The organism is Zunongwangia sp. (genome assembly GCF_048269745.1).
GTDB lineage: Bacteria > Bacteroidota > Bacteroidia > Flavobacteriales > Flavobacteriaceae > Zunongwangia.
Window position 1 is genome coordinate 1 of sequence record NZ_JBLXIB010000006.1, and the last position, 24,261, is coordinate 24,261.

19 protein-coding genes are annotated in these 24,261 nt (G+C 31.6%); 1 reads left to right on the forward strand and 18 read right to left on the reverse strand.

The window, feature by feature from the left end:
* Nucleotides 1–291: 291 nt before the first annotated feature.
* The 4 genes from ACN0WI_RS08600 to ACN0WI_RS08615 all read right to left on the reverse strand — a co-directional run bounded on the left by ACN0WI_RS08600 (nt 292) and on the right by ACN0WI_RS08615 (nt 7,856).
* Nucleotides 292–1,800, reverse strand: a complete 1,509-nt coding sequence (locus ACN0WI_RS08600; protein ID WP_417886288.1) for a redoxin domain-containing protein — start codon at nt 1,798–1,800, stop codon at nt 292–294.
* Nucleotides 1,801–1,821: 21 nt separating this feature from the next.
* Nucleotides 1,822–3,249 carry a RagB/SusD family nutrient uptake outer membrane protein gene (locus ACN0WI_RS08605; RefSeq protein WP_417886289.1) on the reverse strand — a complete coding sequence of 476 codons (1,428 nt, stop codon included), beginning with the start codon at nt 3,247–3,249 and terminating at the stop codon, nt 1,822–1,824.
* 18 nt (nt 3,250–3,267) lie between these two features.
* A complete protein-coding gene (locus ACN0WI_RS08610) occupies nt 3,268–6,573 on the reverse strand; it encodes a SusC/RagA family TonB-linked outer membrane protein (protein ID WP_417886290.1) in 3,306 nt (1,101 codons plus the stop codon).
* 146 nt (nt 6,574–6,719) lie between these two features.
* Nucleotides 6,720–7,856, reverse strand: a complete 1,137-nt coding sequence (locus tag ACN0WI_RS08615) for a FecR family protein (RefSeq protein WP_417886291.1) — start codon at nt 7,854–7,856, stop codon at nt 6,720–6,722.
* Nucleotides 7,857–8,184: 328 nt separating this feature from the next.
* On the opposite strand from ACN0WI_RS08615, the gene ACN0WI_RS08620 reads away from it, so the two are divergent.
* Nucleotides 8,185–8,703, forward strand: coding sequence for an RNA polymerase sigma factor (locus tag ACN0WI_RS08620; RefSeq protein ID WP_417886292.1), 519 nt, complete (start codon nt 8,185–8,187; stop codon nt 8,701–8,703).
* Between the two features lie 190 nt (nt 8,704–8,893).
* On the opposite strand, the gene ACN0WI_RS08625 is transcribed toward ACN0WI_RS08620, so the two are convergent.
* The 14 genes from ACN0WI_RS08625 to ACN0WI_RS08690 are packed head-to-tail and all read right to left on the reverse strand — an operon-like array spanning nt 8,894 to nt 24,259.
* Nucleotides 8,894–11,230, reverse strand: a complete 2,337-nt coding sequence (locus tag ACN0WI_RS08625) for a GumC family protein (protein WP_417886293.1) — start codon at nt 11,228–11,230, stop codon at nt 8,894–8,896.
* Between the two features lie 4 nt (nt 11,231–11,234).
* Nucleotides 11,235–11,990, reverse strand: a complete 756-nt coding sequence (locus ACN0WI_RS08630; protein WP_417886294.1) for a polysaccharide biosynthesis/export family protein — start codon at nt 11,988–11,990, stop codon at nt 11,235–11,237.
* A gap of 47 nt (nt 11,991–12,037) precedes the next feature.
* Complete coding sequence (locus ACN0WI_RS08635) at nt 12,038–12,817, reverse strand: glycosyltransferase family 2 protein (protein WP_417886295.1); 780 nt, start codon at nt 12,815–12,817, stop codon at nt 12,038–12,040.
* Between the two features lie 27 nt (nt 12,818–12,844).
* Entirely contained in the window at nt 12,845–13,801 is a 957-nt protein-coding gene (locus ACN0WI_RS08640; protein ID WP_417886297.1) for a UDP-glucuronic acid decarboxylase family protein, read from the reverse strand.
* A gap of 39 nt (nt 13,802–13,840) precedes the next feature.
* Nucleotides 13,841–14,416, reverse strand: a complete 576-nt coding sequence (locus tag ACN0WI_RS08645) for a colanic acid biosynthesis acetyltransferase WcaF (RefSeq protein ID WP_417886299.1) — start codon at nt 14,414–14,416, stop codon at nt 13,841–13,843.
* On the reverse strand, nt 14,361–15,587 hold the full coding sequence (locus ACN0WI_RS08650) for a glycosyltransferase (RefSeq protein ID WP_417886300.1): 1,227 nt from the start codon (nt 15,585–15,587) through the stop codon (nt 14,361–14,363). Before ACN0WI_RS08650 ends, ACN0WI_RS08645 begins: the two co-directional genes overlap by 56 nt.
* The gene (locus ACN0WI_RS08655) at nt 15,562–16,758 is read right to left on the reverse strand and encodes a glycosyltransferase (RefSeq protein WP_417886302.1); all 1,197 of its coding nucleotides are present in this window, start codon (nt 16,756–16,758) and stop codon (nt 15,562–15,564) included. Before ACN0WI_RS08655 ends, ACN0WI_RS08650 begins: the two co-directional genes overlap by 26 nt.
* The gene (locus ACN0WI_RS08660; RefSeq protein ID WP_417886304.1) at nt 16,755–18,092 is read right to left on the reverse strand and encodes a hypothetical protein; all 1,338 of its coding nucleotides are present in this window, start codon (nt 18,090–18,092) and stop codon (nt 16,755–16,757) included. The genes ACN0WI_RS08655 and ACN0WI_RS08660 overlap by 4 nt, the downstream gene beginning before the upstream one ends.
* A gap of 1 nt (nt 18,093) precedes the next feature.
* Nucleotides 18,094–19,344 carry a glycosyltransferase family 4 protein gene (locus ACN0WI_RS08665; protein ID WP_417886305.1) on the reverse strand — a complete coding sequence of 417 codons (1,251 nt, stop codon included), beginning with the start codon at nt 19,342–19,344 and terminating at the stop codon, nt 18,094–18,096.
* A 15-nt stretch (nt 19,345–19,359) separates the two neighbouring features.
* Nucleotides 19,360–20,505: a hypothetical protein gene (locus ACN0WI_RS08670; RefSeq protein ID WP_417886306.1), complete on the reverse strand. Its 1,146-nt coding sequence runs from the start codon at nt 20,503–20,505 to the stop codon at nt 19,360–19,362.
* On the reverse strand, nt 20,471–21,070 hold the full coding sequence (locus ACN0WI_RS08675) for an acyltransferase (protein ID WP_417886307.1): 600 nt from the start codon (nt 21,068–21,070) through the stop codon (nt 20,471–20,473). The genes ACN0WI_RS08670 and ACN0WI_RS08675 overlap by 35 nt, the downstream gene beginning before the upstream one ends.
* 21 nt (nt 21,071–21,091) lie before the next feature.
* Nucleotides 21,092–22,186, reverse strand: a complete 1,095-nt coding sequence (locus ACN0WI_RS08680) for a glycosyltransferase family 4 protein (protein WP_417886309.1) — start codon at nt 22,184–22,186, stop codon at nt 21,092–21,094.
* A gap of 1 nt (nt 22,187) precedes the next feature.
* Complete coding sequence (locus tag ACN0WI_RS08685; protein WP_417886311.1) at nt 22,188–23,288, reverse strand: glycosyltransferase family protein; 1,101 nt, start codon at nt 23,286–23,288, stop codon at nt 22,188–22,190.
* A gap of 23 nt (nt 23,289–23,311) precedes the next feature.
* A complete protein-coding gene (locus ACN0WI_RS08690) occupies nt 23,312–24,259 on the reverse strand; it encodes an NAD-dependent epimerase/dehydratase family protein (RefSeq protein WP_417886313.1) in 948 nt (315 codons plus the stop codon).
* Nucleotides 24,260–24,261: the final 2 nt, after the last annotated feature.

The following is a 24,261-nucleotide window of genomic DNA, read 5'->3' on the forward strand; positions in this document are numbered from 1 at the left end:
ATCCTGGCTCAATAGAAGCTACAATATCTAAACGGTACTGATCGCCATCTAGTTGTTCTAGATTCCCTTCAAAGCTTACAGGATCATAGATTTGGGCATTCACAACTAAACAACTATTCAGAAAGATAAAAAACACTATAAAAAATCTTGACATAGGATACATAATATTTTCGTTTTCGGATTTACTTTAATAGGGTCACTAGCTTTGCCTTTTATTACAAAATATAAGTAAAGCCCTTATCTTAAGAAGAGGGCTTTACATATAGAGTACTTATTTTAAAATACCAATGTTTAGCTTTTTTGTTTTACCATTTCAATCATAGCAGTAAGCTTAGCTTCCTCTGACTTTAAATTTCCTTCATATCCTTTTATCTTATATTGAATAACACCTTCTTTATCAATTATAAATTTAAAAGGAATTGCCTGAACTTTAAATGCTTTTGCTATAGGATATGTATTAGAGTCACTTTTTGGGTCTTTATAGACATCAAACTGATAATTATTTGCAGTTAAAAATTTATTTACCTCTCTTTTCACAATAGCTTCAGATTGAGTTTCCATGGTATTGATAAAAAGAAATTTTACATCTGTATCATTTTCATAACGCTTTTTGATATTTTGCATAGCCGGAAAAGAAGCTTTACATGGGTGACACCAAGTTGCCCAAAAGTCTAAAATTAAAATCTTCCCTTTTAGATCAGATAAATTTATTTTATTATTATCTAAATCTACTAAAGTTACATTTGGAGCTGGTTCTGAAACCATTTCTTTTGCTACCTCTTCTTCTAACTGTTTCTGAAATTGCGAGGCTAATTGTTTTTCATAATTTTTAAAATCTTCTTGAGATCCTTTAGTTTCTATAAACAATCGACGAAAACGTTCATAATTTTCCTCATATGCTTCTCCATGATTTTTAATTATCTCGTCTAACTGCTCAAAAGCTTTCTCCTTATTACCTGTAGCCTCTAAACAATCGGCATAATCTAGATTCGCTTCTACACTCAAATAATCGATATTTCGCTTATATTTTTTAAAATAAGTTATAGCTTCTTCATACTTTTCTTGTTTAGCTAAAATTTTTGCATAAAAGAAATAAGCATCAATTTGTAGATCCTGAATAGTTTGCAATAAGACATTGTTAATTTTTTTATCAGAACTCCACTTTTTGGCTTTATTTAATGTTTTCTTTAAAAAATCAAGTGCCTGATCGAGTTTATTTTTTTTATAAAATATCTCAGCTATATTATAATAATTAAATACTATTCTTGGATTATCGATAAGTTGTTTTGATAACTCTTCAATTTTATCATAATTTTCTAATTTTGCATAATTTTGCATAATAAAATACAACCCCATATTGTATAAATCCTGATTTTCTAAATCGTAATTTTTAGGAGGGAATTTTTCTTTCCAGCTTTTATATAGCTCGTATTCCTTATCGGGCTCATCAACAGAAAATATTTCTTGGTAAGCTGCAAAACGTGCACTAATCCCATTAGGAAATTTTTGCTTCAAAATTGCTGATAGTGAATCTACTTTTTCATTTTGATTTAATTTGTAAAAATAATCGTAAGTAAGCATAACCTTACTTTCCTTATCAGTTTTACTTAATTGCTTTAGACGATTTTCTAATGCTTTTTTTCCTTCTTCAGTTTTTAAATTTGCTAAAGAATCTAGGTTTTTCTTTATCTGAGAATTACTTTTTGCCGTAAAATCTTCTTGCTTTTTATTATGATTGCAAGAAAATACTCCTGCAATCATAATAAAAAATAAGAAATACTCTATACTTTTCTTTTTCATTAAAACTAGTGATTCTAACTATTAATAGCCTTCTGTTTGTTCTAGATTTGGATTCGCATTAATTTCACTATACGAAATTGGCCAATATTGCTTATAACTAGACCAACTAGCTTTTCCAGCAACTGTCTTATTTTTCACTGCTTCGCTCATTACCTCATCAATAGTATTAGTTCTTTTTAAGTCAAAAAATCGATATCCGTCTTCTGCAAAAAATTCAGCTCTTCTTTCTTTCGCAAGTGCTGCTAGAACTTCTTGTTTACTAGTAGCTGTAATAGGCAATAATCCGGCACGATTTCGCACTTCATTAATTCTTGAAACTGCAGCTTCTAAATTCCCCAATTCTGCATTTGCTTTTGCATTAATTAAATACTGTTCAGCAATACGCAACATGGCAGAAGCTTCTTCTCCTGCAACTTTTGACTGATATTTATAAGGTAAATAATATGTTGCTCCTGCTAATTCTACCGTATATGTCCATTTTTCAAAACGTTGGTCTCCTTCTTCAAAAGCTCCTAATTGACTTTCACTTAAATATACCGGTGCATAAGAAAAATCATAGGCTAAGTCACCTCCATAGTCCCATCCCATATAAATATTATAATCAGGCACATATCTCATGTAAGAGTTCTCGTTATTATTCGGCATTAATTCCCAAATCATAGCCTGACTATCGGTTTTAAAAACATTCTCTAAAGGCAACAAACTTTGTTGCGTACCGTTTAGTATTGCTGAGGATATTTCTTCTACCTTTTGCCAATTTTCAGTATATAGTAAAACCCTGGACAACAAGGCTTGTGCTGCCGTTTTATTTGGTCTTGCTTGTGATGTTGTTGTGGTACCATCACTGGTTTTATAATCTTCAGCCAACAAAGTTTCTGCCATTTCAAGATCGTTTATAATTTGCTGAAAAGCTTCTTCTTGAGATCGCCTCGATAATTTATTATTCACCTCATAATCTGAAGTAGTTGGCAAGGCTATGTCTCCGTATAAATTCGTTAAATAGTAAAAACTAAAAGCTCTTATAAAATAAGCTTCGCCTAAATATTGATCTTTATTAGACAGAATAGCATCTGTTTTATTAATGCCTTCAATAATTGCATTTACCCGATATACTAACGAATAAAAATCACCCCAATATGAAGGTGCATTATTACTAGATAAATCATCATTATAATAACGCTGATACGATATAGAGTTGGTTTGATTTAATGTGAACTCATCGGCATAAAGGCCTGTATTTAAACCCAAATCAGAAACATAGTAACTAACAGAAAGGTCTGCCAAAATACCATTAATTGTAGTAGCAGTAGTTGCATCGTTTACGAAAGTATTTTCTTCATAAAATGCATCAGAAGGCGCCGGAATATCTAAATAATCTTCACAGCTAGATAAAGACAATGCAATTCCTAAACAAAAGAATAATTTTATATTTTTTATATTGATTTTCATTTTTCTGTATTTAATAAATTATAATGTGAAATTTAAACCAAAAACTACTGTTCTTAATGGAGCAGTTCCTGCGCCAAGTGTTTCTGGATCGTAACCTCCATCATAATTAGAAATAGTTAATAAATTTTGCCCCTGTAAGTACACTCTTATATTTTTGAAATTGATTTTATCTGTAAACTTTGAAGGGAAATTATAACTTAAGTTCACATTTTGAAGTCTAGCATAGGTAGCATCTGAATATGCCCCCGTACTCTGTTTAAAATAATCAAAATTGGTATATCCAGAATAACCAGCTCTTGGTTTAGCCACATCTGTAATATCACCAGGTTTTTGCCAACGAGCATCATAAATATCTTTAGCTATATTCATATTAAAAATACCTGGCTGATCGCTCTGTGAACCAATAAAGTTAAGTGCCTTCTTTTTGGTAAATGAAAACAACACACTTAAATTAAAATTCTTATATCTGAAATTATTTTGAAATCCTCCAAAAAATTTAGGGTTTAAATCTACAAATTCTGTACGATCCCTATTGTAATCTAATGTGTTTTCTGTTTCCCATTCTCCAATTTCATCTTGCGTAATTTCCCCATCGTTATTTAGGTCTTTCCAAAAATTATAATTACCGGTTTCTGGGTTTACTCCTTGATAATTATATAACCTTCTTCCGTTTACAGATTTACCAATTTGATAATGTGTACTGGGTAAAGCTGCTATATCATTAGGGTATGAGACTAATTCATTTTTTGCTAATGTAATATTAAAACTAGTAGACCATGTAAAATCATCAGTTACTATGTTTTTAGTATTTAAAGTGATCTCATGTCCCCAATTCCTTACTTTTCCTGGCGCATTCATTGTTATAGAACTTACCCCAGTAACCATAGATAATGGAAATTCCAATAATTGCTTGGTAGATTTGTTATCATAATAACTTTCAGTGATTGCAATTCGACCATCCAAAAACTCTAAATTAATGCTCATTTCTGCCTTATCTGTAACTTGCCAAGCTAAATCTGGATTGGCAGGCCCACTGGATAAATAACCTATATTTCCATTATAACTAAAGCCAGAACTGTATACCGTTTTATATTTGTAATTATTAATACCGTCTATACCGGTTGTTCCGTAACTTGCTCTAAGTTTTGCAAAACTTATAAATTTTAAAGATTTTTTAAACCAACTTTCTTCACTCATAATCCAACCAGCGCCTGCAGACCAAAACGTTCCAAATTGATTTCCCGGACCAAATTTAGTGGAGCCGTCTCTTCTTATATTAAAATTAAACAGGTATTTATTGGCTAAATTGTAATTTAATATTCCAAATCCTCCGATGTAACGATTCGTTATGCTTGTATAATTAGCACCAATATTTTCAGGATTGGCCATGGTCGGATTTTTAATAACTGCCTTGTTTAAAAGATCAGTTCCAAATACATCGTTTTTCTCAATTAATTTGTCCATTATAGTAGCTCCCACTTTCGCCGTAATTTCACCAAAATCACCTAAACTAGTATTGTAGCTTATATTAGGTTCTACCGTTAAAGTCCTTATTTTAGAAACACTTAACTCACTACTACTGGTTTCCCAGCTATTTGGATGATAGTAGGTATCTGGCTTTGCAAATACTTCGTTAGAAGACAAAACATTAAGCCCTACCATTGTGCCTATTTCAAGTCCTTTTACAGGAATATATTTCAAATTTAAATTTGAAATTAAATTGTCTGTTTTATTTTCATGAATCAATTCATAAATAGAAGCTGGGTTTCGTGCCAATTCAATGTCATTATAATCAGTCCAATTTAAACTGCCATCTTCATTATATAATTTGGGAGCGTTTGGTGCATAAAGCAAATAAGAATTATTAAATGGAACTACTGTGTTTTTACTTGTATTATAGGTTCCCGTTAATCCTAAATTAAATTTCCGATTATCACTATTTACGTTAAGATTAAAATGCAACCCGCCAGTTTTATTACTACCGTTAGCATTTTGGATATTCTCTTCTGAATTATAGTTAGCTCGTATTAGGTAGGATACGTTATTTGTTCCCCCGGAATAACTTACATTATTAGCGGTTGTAAAGGCAGCTCCATCTAAAAAATAATCTGTCCAATCAGTTTCGCGATTCGTATCCCAATTTCCGTTTAGGTCCCAATCTCCAAAGCCAATCGTTTCTCCGGCATTTTCTATTGCTTCACGCCTAAAGGTTAAATATTCCTGCGTGTTTAACAACTCTGGACTTTTCCCTCTAAAAGATACTCCGTTTCTAGAAGAAAAGGAAACTTGGGGTTTTCCTACACGACCTTTTTTCGTAGTTATTAATATTACACCATTAGATCCTCTTGAACCGTAAATTGCAGTTGCATCAGCATCTTTTAAAAAGTTAATACTTTCTATAGTATTTGGATCAATAAAGTTTAAAGCATTCCCGCCTACTAAACTACCTGTTCCTTGTGCTGTTGGAAGATCTCCATAAGGGTATCTTACTCCATCAATAACTACTAATGGATCTTGATTGCTAACAGGACCAATAGAGTTTTGCCCTCTCATTTGAATACTAATAGGCGAACCGGGTTGCCCATTTGTTTGCCTAATATAAACCCCAGGGACTTTACCCTGAACAGCTTCTAACACATTTGTTACCGGGCTTTTTTGAATTTCCTCTCCAGTTATTGTTACAATATTCCCCGTAGTAAGCCTTTTAGAAGTTTTACCATAAGCCGTTACCTGCACTGCATCTAATCCATTTACAGATTCCTTCATTACAATATCTAAAGGTTCATCTGAGCTGATTTTAACAGCAACTTTTTCGTAACCAATAGAGCTATATTCTAGGGTCTCGCCTATTTTTGCAGTAATAAAATATTTCCCGTTTTCATCGGTTATTACTCCTCTATTTTTATTTTTAATTCTTACGGTCACTCCCATTAAAGGCATCCCGTTTATATCGGATACTACTCCGGTTACGGTTTGTTGAGGATTTTGTGCTTGTTTTTTAATAGTTTTAATATCAAAAACTTTCGATGATTTTTTAATAACAATCTGATTGTCTACTATTTCAAAAACATTCTCGCTTTTATTGAATATCTCTTTTAATATTAAATTTAAAGACATATTATGAGCGATTACATCTATCTTACGATCGAGATCTACATCCCCTACTCTATATAAAAAAGAATAATCAGTTGTTTCTTCTACTTTATCAAAAAAATCTCTCACACTAATTTGATGGGCTTCCATCGAAATTTTTACACCTTGAGAATAGGTATATGCATGCACATTAAAAATCGAAAGAAACAGTAATAAAATACTAAATTTCATTGTTAAGTTAAATTTAAGACATCGACTCTTATGTCTTTCGTAAAAGGAATTTTTTTTCATATTTTTAAATTGTAGATTATTACTAGATTTACTAGGTAAATCTGTTATTTTGAACAGGATTATGTGCCAGCATATCCTGTTCTTTTTTAGTGGATAATTACATGTTGTTGTTCTATTTCATAGTCAAAATCATAGCTTTTTTGAAAAGATTTTAAAATTTGTTCTAAACTTTCATTATTAAATTTTGCAGTAAATTTTTCATTTGCAATCTGTTTGTTCTTAAAAGAGATACGCATATTAAACTTCCTTTCTAAAGTATTCGCTATATCCAGAAAAGGAGTGGCTTCAAAAATTAACTCCCCTTTTACCCAAGCTGTATATAATTTTGTATTTACTTTAGAAGTATCTAATGTGTTATTTACTTTAGAATATTGAGCAAGCATACCGGGCTTTAACAAAACAGGTGCTACTTTCTCTGAAGTTGACTTTACTGAAACTGATCCTTCTAATAAAACAGTATTAACCTCTGTATTATTGGCATAAGCATTTATTGCAAAAGTAGTCCCTAATACCTGTACATCTATTTTATCGGTATGTACAATAAATGGTCTACTCTCATCATGACTTACTTCAAAATAAGCTTCCCCCTCTAAATTAATATTTCGTGATTCGTTTTCCCGAAATCCACTTGGATATTCTAATTTACTACCAGAATTTAAGTGAACTTTACTACCATCTGCTAGCAAAACCAACATTTTTTTACCAAATGGTACAGTTAAATTATTAGTAGTAATTTTTGTTCTATTATTAGCATCAGAATAGCTTAATGTATCTCCTTTTTTTTCAATTAAAACTATTTCATCTTCAGACTTAACTTCAAAGTTATCCTGTTCTTGTAAAACTTTCTTCGTTTTAGTATCTGAAAATTCCAAGGTTACAAACTCTTCATTTTGCAATGGTATAGATTGATTTTTGAATAAAAAATATCCCCCAATACCTAATGCAACTACTAAAATTGCAGCAATTTTTATATAGTTTCTGTTTTTTATTTTTTTAATTCTATGATGATGAGAAACAGGATTCTTATAAACTGTTTTAGGTTTGGCTATACTTTCTTGTTTTTCTAAACGTAATCGATAAGCTATCCCAACCATCTTTTTAAAATAATCAAGATTTTCCTTATTTTCTAGAAGACTATTTAATTGGGTAAGCTCTTCTGAGGAAATTTCAGCAGAAATATACTTTTCAATTAAATATTCTAATTTCTCAAATTCAGTTCTCACTATGCAGTATTTTCCTTAAAAACGTTAAGAATTCTCAACACCCCTGCTTTTTTTATATATTTATTTACAATTTTCAAATTAATATTATATTATAGTTAATTATACATTCTGGTTAAAAAATCCACAAAACAACTAACCTATACGCTCACTAAAATGATAGTTTTTCAATTTTTAAAAAGCAATTAAACACTAACTTTCTATTTATTTCAATAAAGCATTTAATTAACCTTAAATCTTTCTTATGCTTTTTTTACTTTTGATATTAATTCCTTAATAAATTGAAATAGTGCCCTACACCTTTTCAGAGAATAAATTGCTTATAAAACACTTGAAAACAGGTAAGGAAGCCGCCTTTCAATTTGTTTTTAACGCACTATTTGATAAGCTTACCACTTTTATAATGAGCTATACCAACGATAAAGCATTAGCAAAAGATATTGTGCAAACTTGTTTTATGAAAATGTGGGAAAAACGATTTGAGTTGAACGAAGATATTACTCTTATCCCATACATGTTCACTATGTGCCGAAATCAATTTATCGATACCTATAGACAAAACAAAAAGATTTTACGAAGTGATGAAGCTTATTTTGAAGCTATTTTAGAAATTGAAAATGAATCAGAAAAAATAAATATTCAACAAAAACGTAAATTAGACAAGGCCATCGAAAAATTACCGAAAAAATGCAAAGAAGTTTTTCTATTACGCCAAAAGGATAATTTAAAAATTGAAGAGATTGCAAATTATCTTGGAATTTCTAAAAAAACAGTCGAAGATCATATTTCTAGAGCATTTCGATTATTAAGGCAATACTTAGCTCTACTTATTTTATTACTTCTAAAATAACCTAAAGTTGCGTAAAATTTCTATATACAGACAAATTTTAGCATATTTATATTTCTTACAACAAAAAAGCCTCTCAAATTTGAGAGGCTTTTTTAATCTAATTTTATTTAAGCAATAGTTACCCATTATTTTAAAAGTACAGCATAACTTTAAAAAAACTTATATTAAGTAGTTGCCGTTATCGACTTTGTTACTTTAAGTTTATTTTTTTTGCAGTGTATCCATAGCCATATTTATTACCATATCTCAAATTTGAGAACTGCACATAGTTTAATACACAACCTATATTACTTAATATCTCATTTTCTTTAGCATCTTCTATAAATTCTAAATTTTCTTTATTTGTAAAACCGGCTTTTATTAAATACAATGTAAAATCTGCATAACAGTTCAAAATAGAGGTATCGGCTACTAACATAGAAGGTGCTGTATCTACCAAAATATAATCATAATTTTGACGTAATTCCGTAAACATACTTTCTAATTTTTCCGGCTTTAAAAGTTCAGTAGGATTAGCAGGTATATTTCCTGAGTAAAGAATATCCATATTATGATGAAAATTTGTTTTTTCAATCAAGCTCGCTAACGAAATTTCATCTTTTTCCAAATACTCTCGTAAACCGGTATTTGTAGCCGTTTTTGTTGATCCATAACGTTGTAATTGCGGATTTCTTAAATCGGCCCCAATTATCAAAACTTTATGCCGACTATTAGCTAAGGTTATTCCCAAATTCATTGCAGTAAACGTTTTTCCTTCCCCTTTAATAGAAGAAGTAACCATAATAACTCGAGAACCCAAACGTTTTAATTTCTTATTGAGCATGATTTGCAAATTAACCATCAACATCCGAAACGATTCTGCCAGAACAGAACGATCATTTTCTTTAATTAAATAATTCCTCTCTAACTTTCCTAAGGCTGGTATTTCTGAAATTAAAGGAATATCTTTTGATAAATTTTCTTGAATATCAGATTTATCTCTAACCTTACCATCTAGTACATTAAAAAGGTAAATACTTGAAAAAGGCAATAAAAAACCTAATAGCGTACAACCTAAAAAAATACTACGAGGATTTGGAGAAACTGGTACGTAAGTGCTATAAGCTTGATCAACTACTTTAGCCTTAGGCTCAGTTACCGCTAAGGCCAAGGTATTTTCTTCTCTTTTCTGTAACAGAAATAAATAAAGAGATTCTTTAATTTTTTGCTGTCTCTCAATACCTCTATTTTGCTTTTCCTGTAAGGGAATTTCTAAAATTTTAGAACTAATACTATACGATTGTCTCTTTAAATCGTTTAATGCAATTTGTAGGTTACTTCTATTTTGCTTTAAAGATTGAATAATATTACTTTTTATTTGCTGGATATTATCAATAATCCGACTTACCATCGGGTTTTTTTCTGTTGAACTATTCAGCAAACGATTCCGTTCTAATACCATTGTATTATATTCTGAAATTTGCTGATTTACACCTGTAGCCTCTATCCCCAAATTTGAAGGAATTAGTTCATTATTTTTCTCTGATGATAAATATTGCAATATAGTGTTTACTAGTTCCAACTGAGTACCTACTTCCTGCTTCCGATTATTGTATTCGCTGGCATTTCTAACAAACATTTCAGACTCTGATGACAAATCAGTTAATTTATTTTCTTTTTTAAAAACTACTTTATCGGTTTCTACAGAGTCTAATTCTCCATTAATTATCGTCAATCTTTCATTAATAAAATTTGCAGTATTTTCGGCAATCAAATTTTTATCTTCAATAGCATCTTTATTATATTCTAAAATTAACTGATCTAAAATATTCTTTGCTTTATTGGCAACAGGATCTTTTAATTCAAAATAAATAACATTTGAATTATTTTCGGCTTGCGATAAGTTAATTCGATTTCTATAATTAGCAGCTGTCGCTGTAACCGAATTAAAAGATACTTTTATGGGTAAATTTTTATCTTGCTCACTCGGTTTGGTAAGCATTATTTTTGAAAATCCTAAGTCTAACGTTGTATTAGTCTTAACTAAACTGGTCTCTAGTGTTTTTAAATTTACAACTCTAAACTGCCTATCGCCTAAATAAGTGATTTGATATGTATTAGAATAATTGGATAGTTTCTTGGCTTTATAAGAGAGCATTTCGACTGTAAATGGTTTATCATCGTACAATTCTATAGAACGAAACTTACCCTCTAAGCTATAACTCACATTAAGATTCAATGCTTTTACCACATCTTCCATTAGTCTTCTCGATTTTAAAATCGATAATTCACTTTCGATTTTTTGAGACCGCATTCCTAAAATATCAGCACCGCTAAAACCAAATGAAGCATCTGAATTGTTTGTAGCCTGTTTATCTTTAATAATAATACTTGCTGTTGCATTATATACAGGAGTAGCATATTTTAAATAAAAATAACCAATTCCTAAACTACATATAATAGCAATAGCAAACCAGTACCAATATTTTGTATAAGTTTTAAGCTGTTTGCCTATTCCTTTCTCCTTTTTTGCTCTAAAATTGTACATCTTATTAATTATTAGATAATAATACCACGGCAGAAATAATTACCGAAACTAATGAAATATAACCTGAAGCAGTACTCAACCCACTAGCTGACTGCCTTTTGGCGCCAACCGGCTCAACATAAATAATATCATTTTGTTGTAAATTATAATAGGGAGATTCAGCAATATCAGGATCGGTTATATCCACATAATTTCTAGTTTGCATTCCTTTTTCTTGTCGAACTACCAATACTTTTTTTCGCTTTCCATAAATTGTCATATCTCCGGCTAAGCCTAAAGCCTGCGGAAGACTAATATGATCGTCCTCTACCGTAAAAGTCCCTGGATTCTTAACTTCTCCTAATACACTTATTTTAAAATTTAAAACACGAACATTTACGATGGCATCTTTTACATAATCGCTTATTTTTTGTTTAATTTTTTCCGCAAGTTCAATATTGGTATATCCAACCACATGAACTTTACCTACTATAGGAAAATTAATAGTTCCGTCGTTAGAAACTAAGTAGGTTTCCAATTCAACATTGCCTGATACTCCAGGCTGTCCTACTGTTTTGGTTAAGTTAAAAGGTAGTGCAGCATCTTGTTCCGCTGTAGATACTCGAATAGTCAAAACATCATCAGGTTTAATTTTTAAATTATTTGTTACCATATTGATTTTCAGTTTTCCTTCTCCTTGTAAATACGCAATTTTTCGTCTCGAAACACAAGAGTTTAAAAACAGACTAGCCACTAGGAATAAAAAAATTCTGGTAATCAAAATTAGGCTAAACTCTGATTGCCTTCTGATAAAACAAGTATTGAGTTTTAGAACCATCTATATAAATGTTTGGGAGCTACAATTCTCGGGATAATATAATGAGGAACTTTTCTGCCGATTTTAAATAGCAAAGTAATTATTCCTCCTAGTTTATGATTTTTAATAATCTTCATGTCTTCGCTGGATTTTTTTTTCTGAAGCGATAAAGTAGTACTCTTACCTCCTAGACGCATTTTAACAATCCAATCCTTTAAATAAAATTTCTCGATATATTTATTTTTGAACCAGCGTAGCGAAATATCATAATCTCCGGCTATACTATAATTTTGGTTGTATAATCCATATTCTTGGTAAATTTCTCGCTTTACATAAATGGTAGGATGAAGCGGTATCCAGCCAAAAAATAAATGACTAGATTTAAAAGGATTAGAAGGATAGATACGTTTCACTTCATTAATATTATTTTTACTAACAAAAATACCTTTACCATATACTAAATCGCTTCCAGACACATCGAAAGCCTTTACTATTTTTGTTATAGTATCATTGTCATGAAACAAATCATCCGAATTTAAAATTCCGATTACATCTCCCGTAGCATTACTTATCCCTTTATTATAAGCATCATAAATGCCAGTATCTTTTTCCGAAATATAATAATCGATTTTATCGCTATAAAGAGCTATCTTTTCTTTAGTTCCATCGGTAGAATCACCATCAATAACTAAATATTCTATATCTTCATAAGATTGACTTAAAACGGAATTAATACAATCTTCTATGGTATCTTCATTATTATATACCACTGTAATTATTGATATCTTCATAATATGATATTTTAATTCTTTTATTTTTTAAAATGCTAAAGTCTTTTGCATTAAAACTTTTTCAAAATATTGGATTGTTTTAGTAAGTCCATCTTCTAGTTGTACAGTAGGCTTCCAACCATTTAAAATCTCTCCGGCTTTAGAAATATCGGGTTGTCGTTGCTTAGGATCGTCTTTCGGTAAAGATTTAAAACAAAGTTTAGACGAAGAACCTGTTAAGTCTAAAATTGCATTAGCCAATTCAAGCATGGTAAATTCATTTTGGTTCCCAATATTCACAGGTCCTGTAACTCCTTTTGGAGTATTCATCATTCGTATCATTCCTTCCACTAAATCATCCACATATTGAAAAGATCGTGTTTGGGTACCCTTACCGAAAATAGTGATATCTTCTCCTTTTAAGGCCTGTACGATAAAATTAGAAACCACTCGACCATCATGCGGATTCATATTAGGCCCGTAAGTATTAAATATCCTAATGATTTTTACATCTACTCCATTTTGCTTATGATAATCCATAAACAAAGTTTCAGCACAACGTTTTCCTTCATCGTAACAAGATCGTGGTCCTATTGTATTTACATTTCCCCAATAACTTTCTGGCTGCGGATGAATTTCTGGATCTCCATATATCTCGCTTGTACTGGCTTGCAAAATTTTTGCTTTTACACGCTTGGCAAGGCCGAGCGTATTAATAGCTCCCATAACCGATGTTTTTATGGTTTTAATTGAATTATATTGATAATGTACAGGAGAAGCAGGACAGGCCAAATTATAAATTTCGTCTACTTCTGCCATATATGGATTAGTAATGTCGTGCCGGACTAATTCAAAATAAGGATGTTTTAATAAAGTGACTATATTTTGCTTGTTACCGGTAAAATAATTATCAAGACAAACTACTTCATTACCTTCTCGTAACAGTCGCTCACAAAGGTGAGAACCTATAAACCCAGCTCCACCGGTTACTAATATTCTTTTCATAATTCTAATGTTTTTATTATAATTTATATTCAAGGATTTTTACCATCTTTTCTTTTCAAATTCCTGAAGTCCTCTTCGGCAGATACTATTAGATTTAACAGCAGATACGATAATAGATCCTGCTGTAATTACCGCATCTTCTCCAATTTCCACATTCGGTCCTATAAAACTACAAGCACCTACCCAACAACCATCTTTTAAGGTAATAGGTCCATTTCGATAAGGCATTGAAGGAATGCGATAATCATGATTTCCTCCACATAAATAAGCACGTTGAGAGATGCACACATTATTTCCTATTGTTAAATTTTCAAAGTTTAATAGGCAGCTTTCTTCACCTATCCAAACATTGTTTCCCATTGCCAACTTCCAGGGAAAATGAATATTCACTCTTGGTTTTAAAGTGATGTTTTTCCCCACTTTTGCTCCAAAAAAATTTAGTAATTTAACTTTAAAAGAAGAAGGATATGGGATTGCTGATAAAAAAAAGAAGATTTTTATAAGGTACCAAAATGCTTCTTTTAATCGAGAAGCTCCTCTATCTAAACCAATGGAACTATCAAACTTGTCTAACCGAACTTTCGACTGGAATGTAGTCTTTACGGCTCTCTTCATAAGTATCTTTAATTGAAATAATTCGTGTTGTAAATGCTTCTGTTGTAAAAAGATTCTCGTAACATCGCAAGGCATTATCCGCCATTTTTTTCTGATTTTTTTTAGAAAATGAAATCCAATTTTGAAGCATTTCGATTATACTTTCTAAAGTATCTTTAGCTACTAAGCCGGCATCATATTCCTCAATTTCAGTATAAATGTTTATTTTATCGGTTATTAAAACCGGCTTACCGCAAGCAAGCGCTTCGACAATAGCTATTCCAAAATTTTCTTGGTGACTAGGTAATACAAAAGCTTTACAAGTGTAAAAAGCTCCCCATTTTAAGTTACCACTAAGCATTCCTGGCACTATTACCTGTTCTTTTAGCTTCTCATTTTCAGCTAGCATTTTTTTAACAAGCAATCCATAAGGTGAATCTACACCCGGTCCTGCTAAAACCAATTTTGGTATTTTATTATCATGCTTCAGTAATTCTTGATAGGCTTTTAGAAGCATCAATACTCCTTTTTTTGGATGAATTCTTCCTAAAAATAAAATAAAATCTTCTGTTGAATTTAATCCGCAATGCTCAAAAAAAGAGATTTCAATTTGTGGATTTACGGTTGGTGGTTTTGTAATACCCAAACCCACTACTTTTTCGCTTTTAGGTAAATAGGGTGTAAAAGGTTTTCTTGCCAACATTAATTCTGTTTTACAAGTAAACAATAGTTCATCAGCACTATTAATAATATTTTTTTCTATTAATTTCCAATAGCCCCAGTTACGTATAGCTTTTAATTTACGTCCAGATGCTTCTTGAAAATACGGATCTAACATTCCATGAGGCATTACTAATAATTTAGGAACAACTGTTTTTAAAGATTTAAATACTTTGTAAACAGCGTAGCCATAATATTGCCACAAACCATGTATAATTACTATTTGATAATCATTAATATTATTTTTTAACCAGTCTTTAAGTAAACTCGAATATTGCCACGGATTATTAACCCTACCTAATGCATAAATTAAAAAATCATCTTCAGCTACTTTTGCTTCATGTTTATTATCTAAACATACTACTTCATTTTTAATTTCTGAATCCGAAAGTGCTTTAATCATCATTCGTATAGCTTGACATACGCCTCCTGCTTTAGGATTCATTTTATCGACTACATGTAGTATTTTCATAATTCTTAGCTAGTATGTCTACATATCGCTTTTCGATAGTATCTAATGTTTTTTCTGTTTCAAATCGTGAAGCATTCTGTATTCCTTTTGCTTTCACTTTTGCTCTTTCCTCTTTCGATAAATTGAGGATATCTTCTATTTTTTGAGCAGATTTAGCAGTCCAAGTATCTAAATCAATAGTTTCCGAAAATTTAGGAAGATAAAAAGCAGCTTCTAAACCAACCTCTGTCATCGGAGTAGCATTGGTTGTTAAAACAGGGCAACCGCAAGCCATTGCTTCTGCTATTGGCCAACCAAAGCCTTCTGTTTTTGAAGGAAACAAAAACAAAGAGGCACTAGCATAAGCCTGAACCACAAAATCATCATCTTTATTAATTAAAAAATGTATATCCTTTCTAAAAGGAGAATTATTTTTTACTCGTTTTAATTTGCTATCAGGTTGGTTGCCTATTAATAACAAAGGGAGCTTTTTTGAAGTTAATTTCCGCCATGATTCATAAATAGCTATTACTCCTTTTCTATTTTTATACCATTCATTTCCTCCAATATGTAAAAGAAACCCTTCTTTTAAGTGTATACATGTTTCGCTACTTAAGGCTATTCTAGTATTCGAAACATTATTTTTTATAGAAAAATCTCTGTTAAGTCCGTTATAAATAACATCAGAAAACAAAGGCGGTTTTTGTAGAAAATGATGCAAATCTTTTTGAGTATGCTTTGAAACTGAAATAAAATTCTTTCCTTTAGAATAGCCTTTTTTAATAAGGTGCTGATACCATTTTCCTGTTCTACCTATTTTAAATTCTTGCCAAATTCCCAATGCTGCTTTTTGTGCTATAAAATCATGACAATGAATAACATGTGGTTTATCGGCAATAAAATTCATCCAAACACCCAAAGCATGATCGGTTAGCACAAATAAGGTTGATTCATTATTTTCAAGTTCCTTTATTCTTTTTTTTGCCTGAGAAGGAAATAAAAAGAATTGATCGATGTATCCTAAATATTTTTTGACAGCAAGCTGACTGCTAAAACTTGCTATTTTAGGAGAAGGATACCATAATTCTACTTCGTGTCCACGTTTTGCCATACCTACCGCTAGCATCTTAGCAAATCTTGGCATACTTTGATGACTTAAAAATTGAGGATGCCCGAAAAAAATAATTTTCATACTTCTTCTTCATTTAATGTATTAAAAGATGCTAAAATTAAACCTCCTACCAACACTCCAAAACCCAATGCTGTGGGTTGCGCCCATTGCCCTTGAGGAATAATTACTAACCCAAAACTTAAAAGCATCCAGGCTAATAAATTTCCTTCTAAAACATTTCGATAAGCTTTAAATAACCACGAAATACATATTGTGACTCGAATGAATATGATAGATAGTCCAAATAAAATTCCCATTTCTCCGATTAATCTGCCCCACTCTTCTTCAGCTATAAGAAAAGTTCTACCTCCAGTTAACAACATGCTTCCTACATTAGTACCCATTCCCAATCCATAACCAAAAAATGGTAAATCTTGAGATGCAGAACCTCCAACGGCATTTACCATTCCTCCTAAATACCGATCGATAAGTGTGCCTTGCATACCTCCTTCAAATTTACTGGCTGATTCTATTCGAGTTAAAAATACCTCTGTTCCTTTTTGAAATACTTCTGTAGTAGATACAATAGTCAGCAAAAACAACAATATGATAAAAATCCCTATGATCTTTCTTGAATATTTTCCGTTTAAAAAAGCAGTTATACAAGCAAAAACAAAACTGATAATAACTTCAAAAAGTAACGTTCTACTAATCGATAATGGAACCGCTATCAATAATGATAAAACAGAAAGGATTAAAAGGATACGATTAACTTTTTTATTCTGAATTAAAAAGTAAAAAACAAAAGCAGCTAATAAACCATAAAACATGGTATTCCCTGTTGTAAAAGAGAAAGTTCCAGGTGGTCGGAAATAACCCATTGCACCACTAAAACCAGCTCCACCCATATCGCCTCCCACACCTCTATTTACCCAAGCACTTTGTGGACTATAAAACTGTAATGCAACTAAAATAGTCATCGGAATAGCTAAATACAACATTATTTTACCTATCGCGATTACATCTTTAATATTAAAAACTTTACCAATAATAAATAGTAAAGGAAAATGTATAACCAGAATTCTCGCTCCGTAAATTCCCACTCCTAAATTTCCATGCCCTATTAACATCGTAAAAGTTAAAGAAAAGGCAGTTATAAAAATAGTCACTACTAAATACGGAGAATATGGTAAAAATTCTTTTCTCCAAGCTGTATAAATAATCCATAGAGCAACCGGATCTCGAATTATTAATAATGGAGCCGATAAAGAGGGTAAAGCCCATTTACGGAGTGCTCCTTCAAAAATCAGTAAAAAAAAATAAAGCCATATTGCTTTTTTTAGCGAAGAAATTTCCAAATTTTCTACCTCTTTTTGATTATCGATTTCCGATGCTATTGCTATAGCATTTTTCATTTTATTTTTTTAAAAAATAATTTTCCATTGCCTGTGCCAATTCTTCACCATAAGTTTTCCAAGGCCGTTGGTAAGCGGTCTCCAGAGCATTTTTTCCGACTTTAGCGATAATAGATTTATCGGCTAAAAGTTCTTGTACACAATCTTGAAGCGACTGTATTGAACCTGCATTAATTAACCAACCGTTTTCGCCATGATCTATTAAATTGGGACCTGCTGTTCGCTCGGTTGTTATAACTGGAGTTCCTTGCGACATAGCCTCTGTAATCACCATCCCAAAACCTTCAAATAATGAAGGAAATACTAATACATCGTGCTCCTGCATTAATGCCAATACTTCAGTGTGTGGTAAACTAGGAATCCATCTATGTTGTTGAAGTGCTTTATTTAGTGCTTCACAATCATTAGTCGCTTTATACCCCACTACAGTCAATTCTACTTCAGATTTAAAATTTTCTGCAACTTTAAATACATCTGCAATTCCTTTTCGCTGAGACAAACCTCCTACAAATAGTATTTTTAGTTTTTTATTAGCATTCAAGTTATTATAGCTACGTCCAGAAATTGGATTAGGAAAACCATAAGGAACAACTGTAATTTCAGGTAATGTACCTGGATAATCTTGCAGACTATTTTTTGTAAAAGTACTGGCTACAAAAATCATATCTGCTAATGCCAGTTCTTCATCTTTTTTTGCTAATTTTTCTTCTGAATCTTTTAAACTGGTAAGCGTAGATACCCATTCAGGAGAACGTTGCTTTTCTTCTCCTAACAACTTTCTAGCGTGCCGCCAATAGCCAATAGGTAAATCGTAAAAACAAGCTAAATTCATTTTTCTAGCTTCTCTAAATGTCTGCAAAGCACCATCTTCATAAGCATAAATTCCTTGTGCGCCTTTATTTTTAGCTTTTTTAAGTCTTGATTTTGTTTTAGCATCAATATTTTTATAAACAGCATCTACCGAAAATATTCCGCTTTCATGCTTTATAAGTGGATTAAGTCCTATTTTATTAGCCAGTAATCGTCCTGTTTCTACCCAAGGAGAACAATGTGTAAATGGTTGTAAATTCCCCACAAAACCTCTACGCTTAATTTCTGAAAATGCATTAATCTTAGAAACTTTATCTAAAAAACTTCCAGGGAAAGAAGCTACAGCAGTATTGAATTCTTGAAGCATTCCTTTTGCTAAAAGTCCATCTAAAGCAGAACGATTAAACTGATTGCTATTAGGGTGAGATACGATAACTTTCATAATAATTAATTTTAATTAAATAAACACTGCTTTTTGAAAATGATAAGTGGTTGTACTTTCTAGAAATTGTCTGCTAACACTGTCAACTCCCGAATAGGGATTCTTCTTTTTAAAATTTAAATATTGTTCTTTTAGTGGTTTATTTAAAGAAATATAATTTTTAGGTGTAATTTCTTCTGATTTTAACACCCTAAAATCTTCATTTATTCCAGCCGAAATTATAGGTAAACCATGTTCTTTATAAGCAGCTACCACTCCACTTTTTTCCATAATTTCCGCCGGAGTTAAGGCTAAACCTACATCAGCATATTGTAAAATACCCGAAATGATATCCGAAGTTTGTTCTCCTAAAATTTCAACACAAATCGAAGAATTTATAGTTGTTATTTGTTTTTTAAAATATACAGCTTGTTGCTGATCAGACCTGCCTACGGTAAAAATTGTTGTTTTAGTTGAACCCAACCATTTCGCAAAAGAGCTAATTTTCCATCGAAAAGGAATCCTACCAAAAAGTACTATTTTCAATTGATTTTTAGTAATTTCTGTATTCCTATTTTTTAATTCATTTTTAAAAAGTAGAGCTGCATTTTCTGTAAAAGGTATATTGCTAAACAAGGGTAAAACTTCATTAGAAATTCCATAAAATTTAAGCAACTTATGAAAGGTGTTATTGCTAGTAAACACCTTTACTGGAGCTATATTTCTAACCAACTGATAGATTAATCTTCGTTGCAACAAACCTATAATTTTATTCGGAAAAGTATCAGTTTTTGACCTTCCAATCCAAGGTTCATGCAACATTAAACTTGTCTCATAATTTTTAAGAATATTAACAATATATCGATTCGCCAACCAGGGCAATCCTTTTTCGTGATAAGCATATACCACATACTGAAAACTAATATGATCAGGACTAACTGTTTCGAGTATATTTTTAAAAATATGTGCTTTTTCACTCCATTTTTTCGATCGTGGAATTCTACATATTGCCAAGTTATCTTTATTCTCTTCTCTAAATTCTCTTACGTACGCATCATTTAAACTTACCAGCACCACTTTTATAGTGTATGTGCTAATCGTTTTTCCCAGATTAAAACTATAATCTCCAATACCATCTTTAGATAATTCAAGACATCCGCAAGTTATTAATAACGTTCTCATCGACTCTATTTCTTATATTTTTAGCGGGTATACCGCCCCATATTTCCCTATCGGGAATAGATTTTGTAACTACCGATCCGGCCGCTACAATTGCCCCTTCTCCAATAGTTACACCTTTTAGAATAATAACATTGAAGCCTAACCAAACATTGTTTTTAATTACAATATTCTTAACTTCTGGTGGCTGAATCCGGATAGGAATCGCTAAAGATTTATAACCGTGGTCATGATCTACAAATTTACATCCGGAAGCAATTAAACTATTTTCTCCAATTACAATACGATCACTTATATTGAATTCGGCATTTGATCCTATATATACATTATCTTTTATAATTATAGAAGGACCTTTAGACCAAACTCCATCATACCGAAAAAAAATATTTTTTTCTAATAAACAATTATTACCAATACTAACTTGATGTGGCCAAGTAAAAGAAGGTTTACCTAGCCTAGTGTTATTTCCTACCTTTAACCCTGCCAACGAGTAAGGCAGAATAATTAATTTTTCTAATAAATATCTACTGAAAGTTCTTATTTTAAATAAAAGCTTCTGTAAAATCATATTTTTACTGCTTTTGTATTATTAAGCAATTTTTTCTATATGCTTAACCACTTCTTCTGAAACAGCACTCCAATCTCTATCTTCAACACTTTTTGCTGCATTTTCGCCCAATTTTTTTCTTAAATCTGGATTGTTTACTGCAAATTTAATTTGCTCTAATAAATCAGAAGCATTTCCAGTTTTAAAAAGTAACCCATTCTCTTTATGCTGAATTAAATCGATTTGTGCACAACAATCTGATGCAATACTACATAACCCTGCCCCCATGGCCTGTAACAAGGCTAACGATTGCCCCTCAAAGAAACTTGGTAAAATAAACAAGTCTAACTGCTGAAAAAGGCTTTTTTCTTCTGTAGTATTAAACTTTGGAATTACATCAATATTAGGATGAATTTCTTTCGGAAAGTCCTTCTTTACTTCTTCTTCTGTAAAAACAGTTCCAAACAGCAACCATTTTACCTCAATATTTTGTGCTTGTAATCTTTTAGCTGCTTCAACAATTAAATCGGTTCCTTTTCTACGGATCCAAGTAGCGCTAAATCCAATGGTACAGGCTTTCAAATTTGAATTTAATCGATTTTCAACATTTAAGAAATCTTTTTTTACTCCGTTTCTAAAAATTACAATATCTTCTTTTTTCCGATTATATCGCTGTATCGCATACTGCTGGTCTTCACTATTAGATAGTAATAGAAGAATAGATTTCTTCAACCCGCGATTACAATTTTTTAACCGCCAAATCGGGAATAACAATTTACTTTTTAGCCTTACAGGGTCATGAAACTTTTGATATTTAGTATTACGCAAATTCCACTCACGTTGTTCGATTCCATGACTAAATAAAACTACTGGAATTTTTGTTTCGATGAATTTACCTGAGACCGGTTCGTGAGCTAATATTACATCGGGCTTTTTATGCCGATAATGCAATTTGTAATAACGCATAGCTCCTCCCAAAAACTCTGAAGGATGATTACAAGGTACCTCTTCTCTCCCTATATGATAAAAAGTATGTCCAGCCTCTTCAAAAGCTTTTTTCCAGAAATAAACAATTCGTCCCATTCCCGAAAAAGGATCAACTTTAATATCGGCTACGTGTAATATTATTAGGCTCATATTATTTAATATAAAATTTAAAGTTTAAAAAAATCATTCGGGCAATATTTTTAAATACATAGTAAGGCTTTGTATACCTAGAAAAAAGCACTAAGAATCCATATTTAAGCGTTCTCAGTAAGATCCTTCGATGCGAATAATATTCAAATAAAACCTGATTTACTTTCTGCTTATTCCAAGATTTAGCAGGTGCTATTTTTTGATGATTTGTAGTTTGAATAAGTTCAATAATTTTAGCAGCTCTATGATAAAAATCGTGTTTCTCGTTTACTGCTTTATATCCATTTAAAGCTATTTGAATACGTTCTGAATCATGCTCTAAATAATATTCAATTTTAGCTAATAAATTTTCAGTATCGGTATAGCCTACAAAATGTTCTCCCTCATTTAATGGTAAAGCCGTTAATTCTGTTGGCATTTTAGTTAGCAATAAGGCTCCTGAAGCCATAATTTCGAAACATCTTAAATTAGCATCAATCATATAATCGTCTCGAGAAATATTCACTGCAATTTTAGAGTTGGTGTACACCTCAATTAATTCTTTCCGATTATAAAATCGAAAAATATTATTCATGGTAAACTTTCTACTAATTGCTTCTACTTGCTCCTTTCTATTTTTATAGAATGATCCATCTAAACGTCCAACCCAACCTACTTCTATAGTTCTATTTTTATTGAATGATGGATATAAATTAGTTTCTACCGCGTGAGGTAGCAAAATTGCCCCAGAATGTCCCTGTTTTTTTAAAAGCTCGTCGTATTCAGGATGAAAAATAAAAGCATAATCGAAAAGCATTGATTGCCGAAAACGAGCGGCTGTTCCATCGTATGCATCAATCTGAAAACAAGCCGTTGGAATATTATATTGCAAAATATCATCAGGAATTAATGCATTACAGGGATCTGGATACAGAATACATATAATATCATTATTAATATTAGCAATCGTTCTTTTTAATTCTGTATCTTTTACACAAACTACTGTGACATTATTTTGTTCGAATGCTGCTAAATAGGCTTTTCGTTCTCGAGTTATATCGGCCGGGTCGCTCAAAAAAAGAACTACTTTTTTTCTAGGATCTACAATTTTAATACATTCCATCTTTATCTACTTTATGCTAAGTCTTAAATCCACAAAATGCGATCTAAGGATTTTTGTCGATGCGTTTTTAGCGCATGTTCCCAGTATTCCTGAATACCTTCTTTTATATTAGTAGTTGGTAACCAGCCAGTATGTTGTTGTAACTTTTTACAGTTAAGTACATTTCTTTTTACATCAAATGGCCGCAAAGATTCATAATCGATATTAGGTACTTCGTAACCATCTTTTTGTGATATCTTCGATAATAAATCGATCAAATATTTAGTAGATACACCTTTTCCTGTCCCCAGATTATAAGTCTCACCTACCTGACCATACTCTAAAGCTTTAACGATACCATTAGCTACATCGGTTACATGAATATAATCTCGAACAGTTCCTGTTTTTCCGAAAATTTTCAACCTTTTACGTTCTAAAATAGAATATGCTGCTGTCGCAATGAAACCCTGTCCTATAAATGGTTTTTGCCCTATACCATAAGCATTTCCTGGACGTATTATTACAATTGGTAATTTTTTATGCGTAAAATACATTGAAGAATACTTCTCTACGGCCAATTTTGTAATGCCATAAGGAGAAATAGGGTTGGTGGCTGCTTTTTCTGAAATTGGATTTTCATTAGTGTTTCCGTAAATAGCTCCTCCTGTAGAAACCATTATTATTTTATCTAGAGAGAAAAAACTCATCCATTCTAAAAAATTAACTATAGAAGGAAGATTATCTCGAATATCAGCTATAGGATCATCAAAACTTGTTTTAGGGGTAGAAGCATATGCCAAATTAACCACTCCTGTCACCCCATCCATCAAACGTTCTAATTTCAAATAAGTTAGTCCGTCCCAATCGTAATAATTTACAACATCCTTTTTCTTTCTGCCTACCTGAATAACTTCATGCCCCTCTTCTTGTAATTGCTTAACTAAATAACTACCTATAAATCCAGAGCTGCCAAACACACAATATTTTGCCATAT

Excerpts from the sequence above, each read along its gene's own strand:
- ACN0WI_RS08690 (WP_417886313.1), bottom strand. The coding sequence starts at position 24,259 with ATGGCAAAATATTGTGTGTTTGGCAGCTCTGGATTTATAGGTAGTTAT.
- ACN0WI_RS08670 (WP_417886306.1), bottom strand. The coding sequence starts at position 20,505 with ATGAGAACGTTATTAATAACTTGCGGATGTCTTGAATTATCTAAAGAT.
- ACN0WI_RS08665 (WP_417886305.1), bottom strand. The coding sequence starts at position 19,344 with ATGAAAGTTATCGTATCTCACCCTAATAGCAATCAGTTTAATCGTTCT.
- ACN0WI_RS08625 (WP_417886293.1), bottom strand. The coding sequence starts at position 11,230 with ATGTACAATTTTAGAGCAAAAAAGGAGAAAGGAATAGGCAAACAGCTT.
- ACN0WI_RS08660 (WP_417886304.1), bottom strand. The coding sequence starts at position 18,092 with ATGAAAAATGCTATAGCAATAGCATCGGAAATCGATAATCAAAAAGAG.
- ACN0WI_RS08680 (WP_417886309.1), bottom strand. The coding sequence starts at position 22,186 with ATGAGCCTAATAATATTACACGTAGCCGATATTAAAGTTGATCCTTTT.
- ACN0WI_RS08600 (WP_417886288.1), bottom strand. The coding sequence starts at position 1,800 with ATGAAAAAGAAAAGTATAGAGTATTTCTTATTTTTTATTATGATTGCA.
- ACN0WI_RS08635 (WP_417886295.1), bottom strand. The coding sequence starts at position 12,817 with ATGAAGATATCAATAATTACAGTGGTATATAATAATGAAGATACCATA.
- ACN0WI_RS08675 (WP_417886307.1), bottom strand. The coding sequence starts at position 21,070 with ATGATTTTACAGAAGCTTTTATTTAAAATAAGAACTTTCAGTAGATAT.
- ACN0WI_RS08685 (WP_417886311.1), bottom strand. The coding sequence starts at position 23,288 with ATGGAATGTATTAAAATTGTAGATCCTAGAAAAAAAGTAGTTCTTTTT.
- ACN0WI_RS08650 (WP_417886300.1), bottom strand. The coding sequence starts at position 15,587 with ATGAAAATACTACATGTAGTCGATAAAATGAATCCTAAAGCAGGAGGC.
- ACN0WI_RS08640 (WP_417886297.1), bottom strand. The coding sequence starts at position 13,801 with ATGAAAAGAATATTAGTAACCGGTGGAGCTGGGTTTATAGGTTCTCAC.
- ACN0WI_RS08655 (WP_417886302.1), bottom strand. The coding sequence starts at position 16,758 with ATGAAAATTATTTTTTTCGGGCATCCTCAATTTTTAAGTCATCAAAGT.
- ACN0WI_RS08605 (WP_417886289.1), bottom strand. The coding sequence starts at position 3,249 with ATGAAAATCAATATAAAAAATATAAAATTATTCTTTTGTTTAGGAATT.
- ACN0WI_RS08610 (WP_417886290.1), bottom strand. The coding sequence starts at position 6,573 with ATGAAATTTAGTATTTTATTACTGTTTCTTTCGATTTTTAATGTGCAT.
- ACN0WI_RS08645 (WP_417886299.1), bottom strand. The coding sequence starts at position 14,416 with ATGAAGAGAGCCGTAAAGACTACATTCCAGTCGAAAGTTCGGTTAGAC.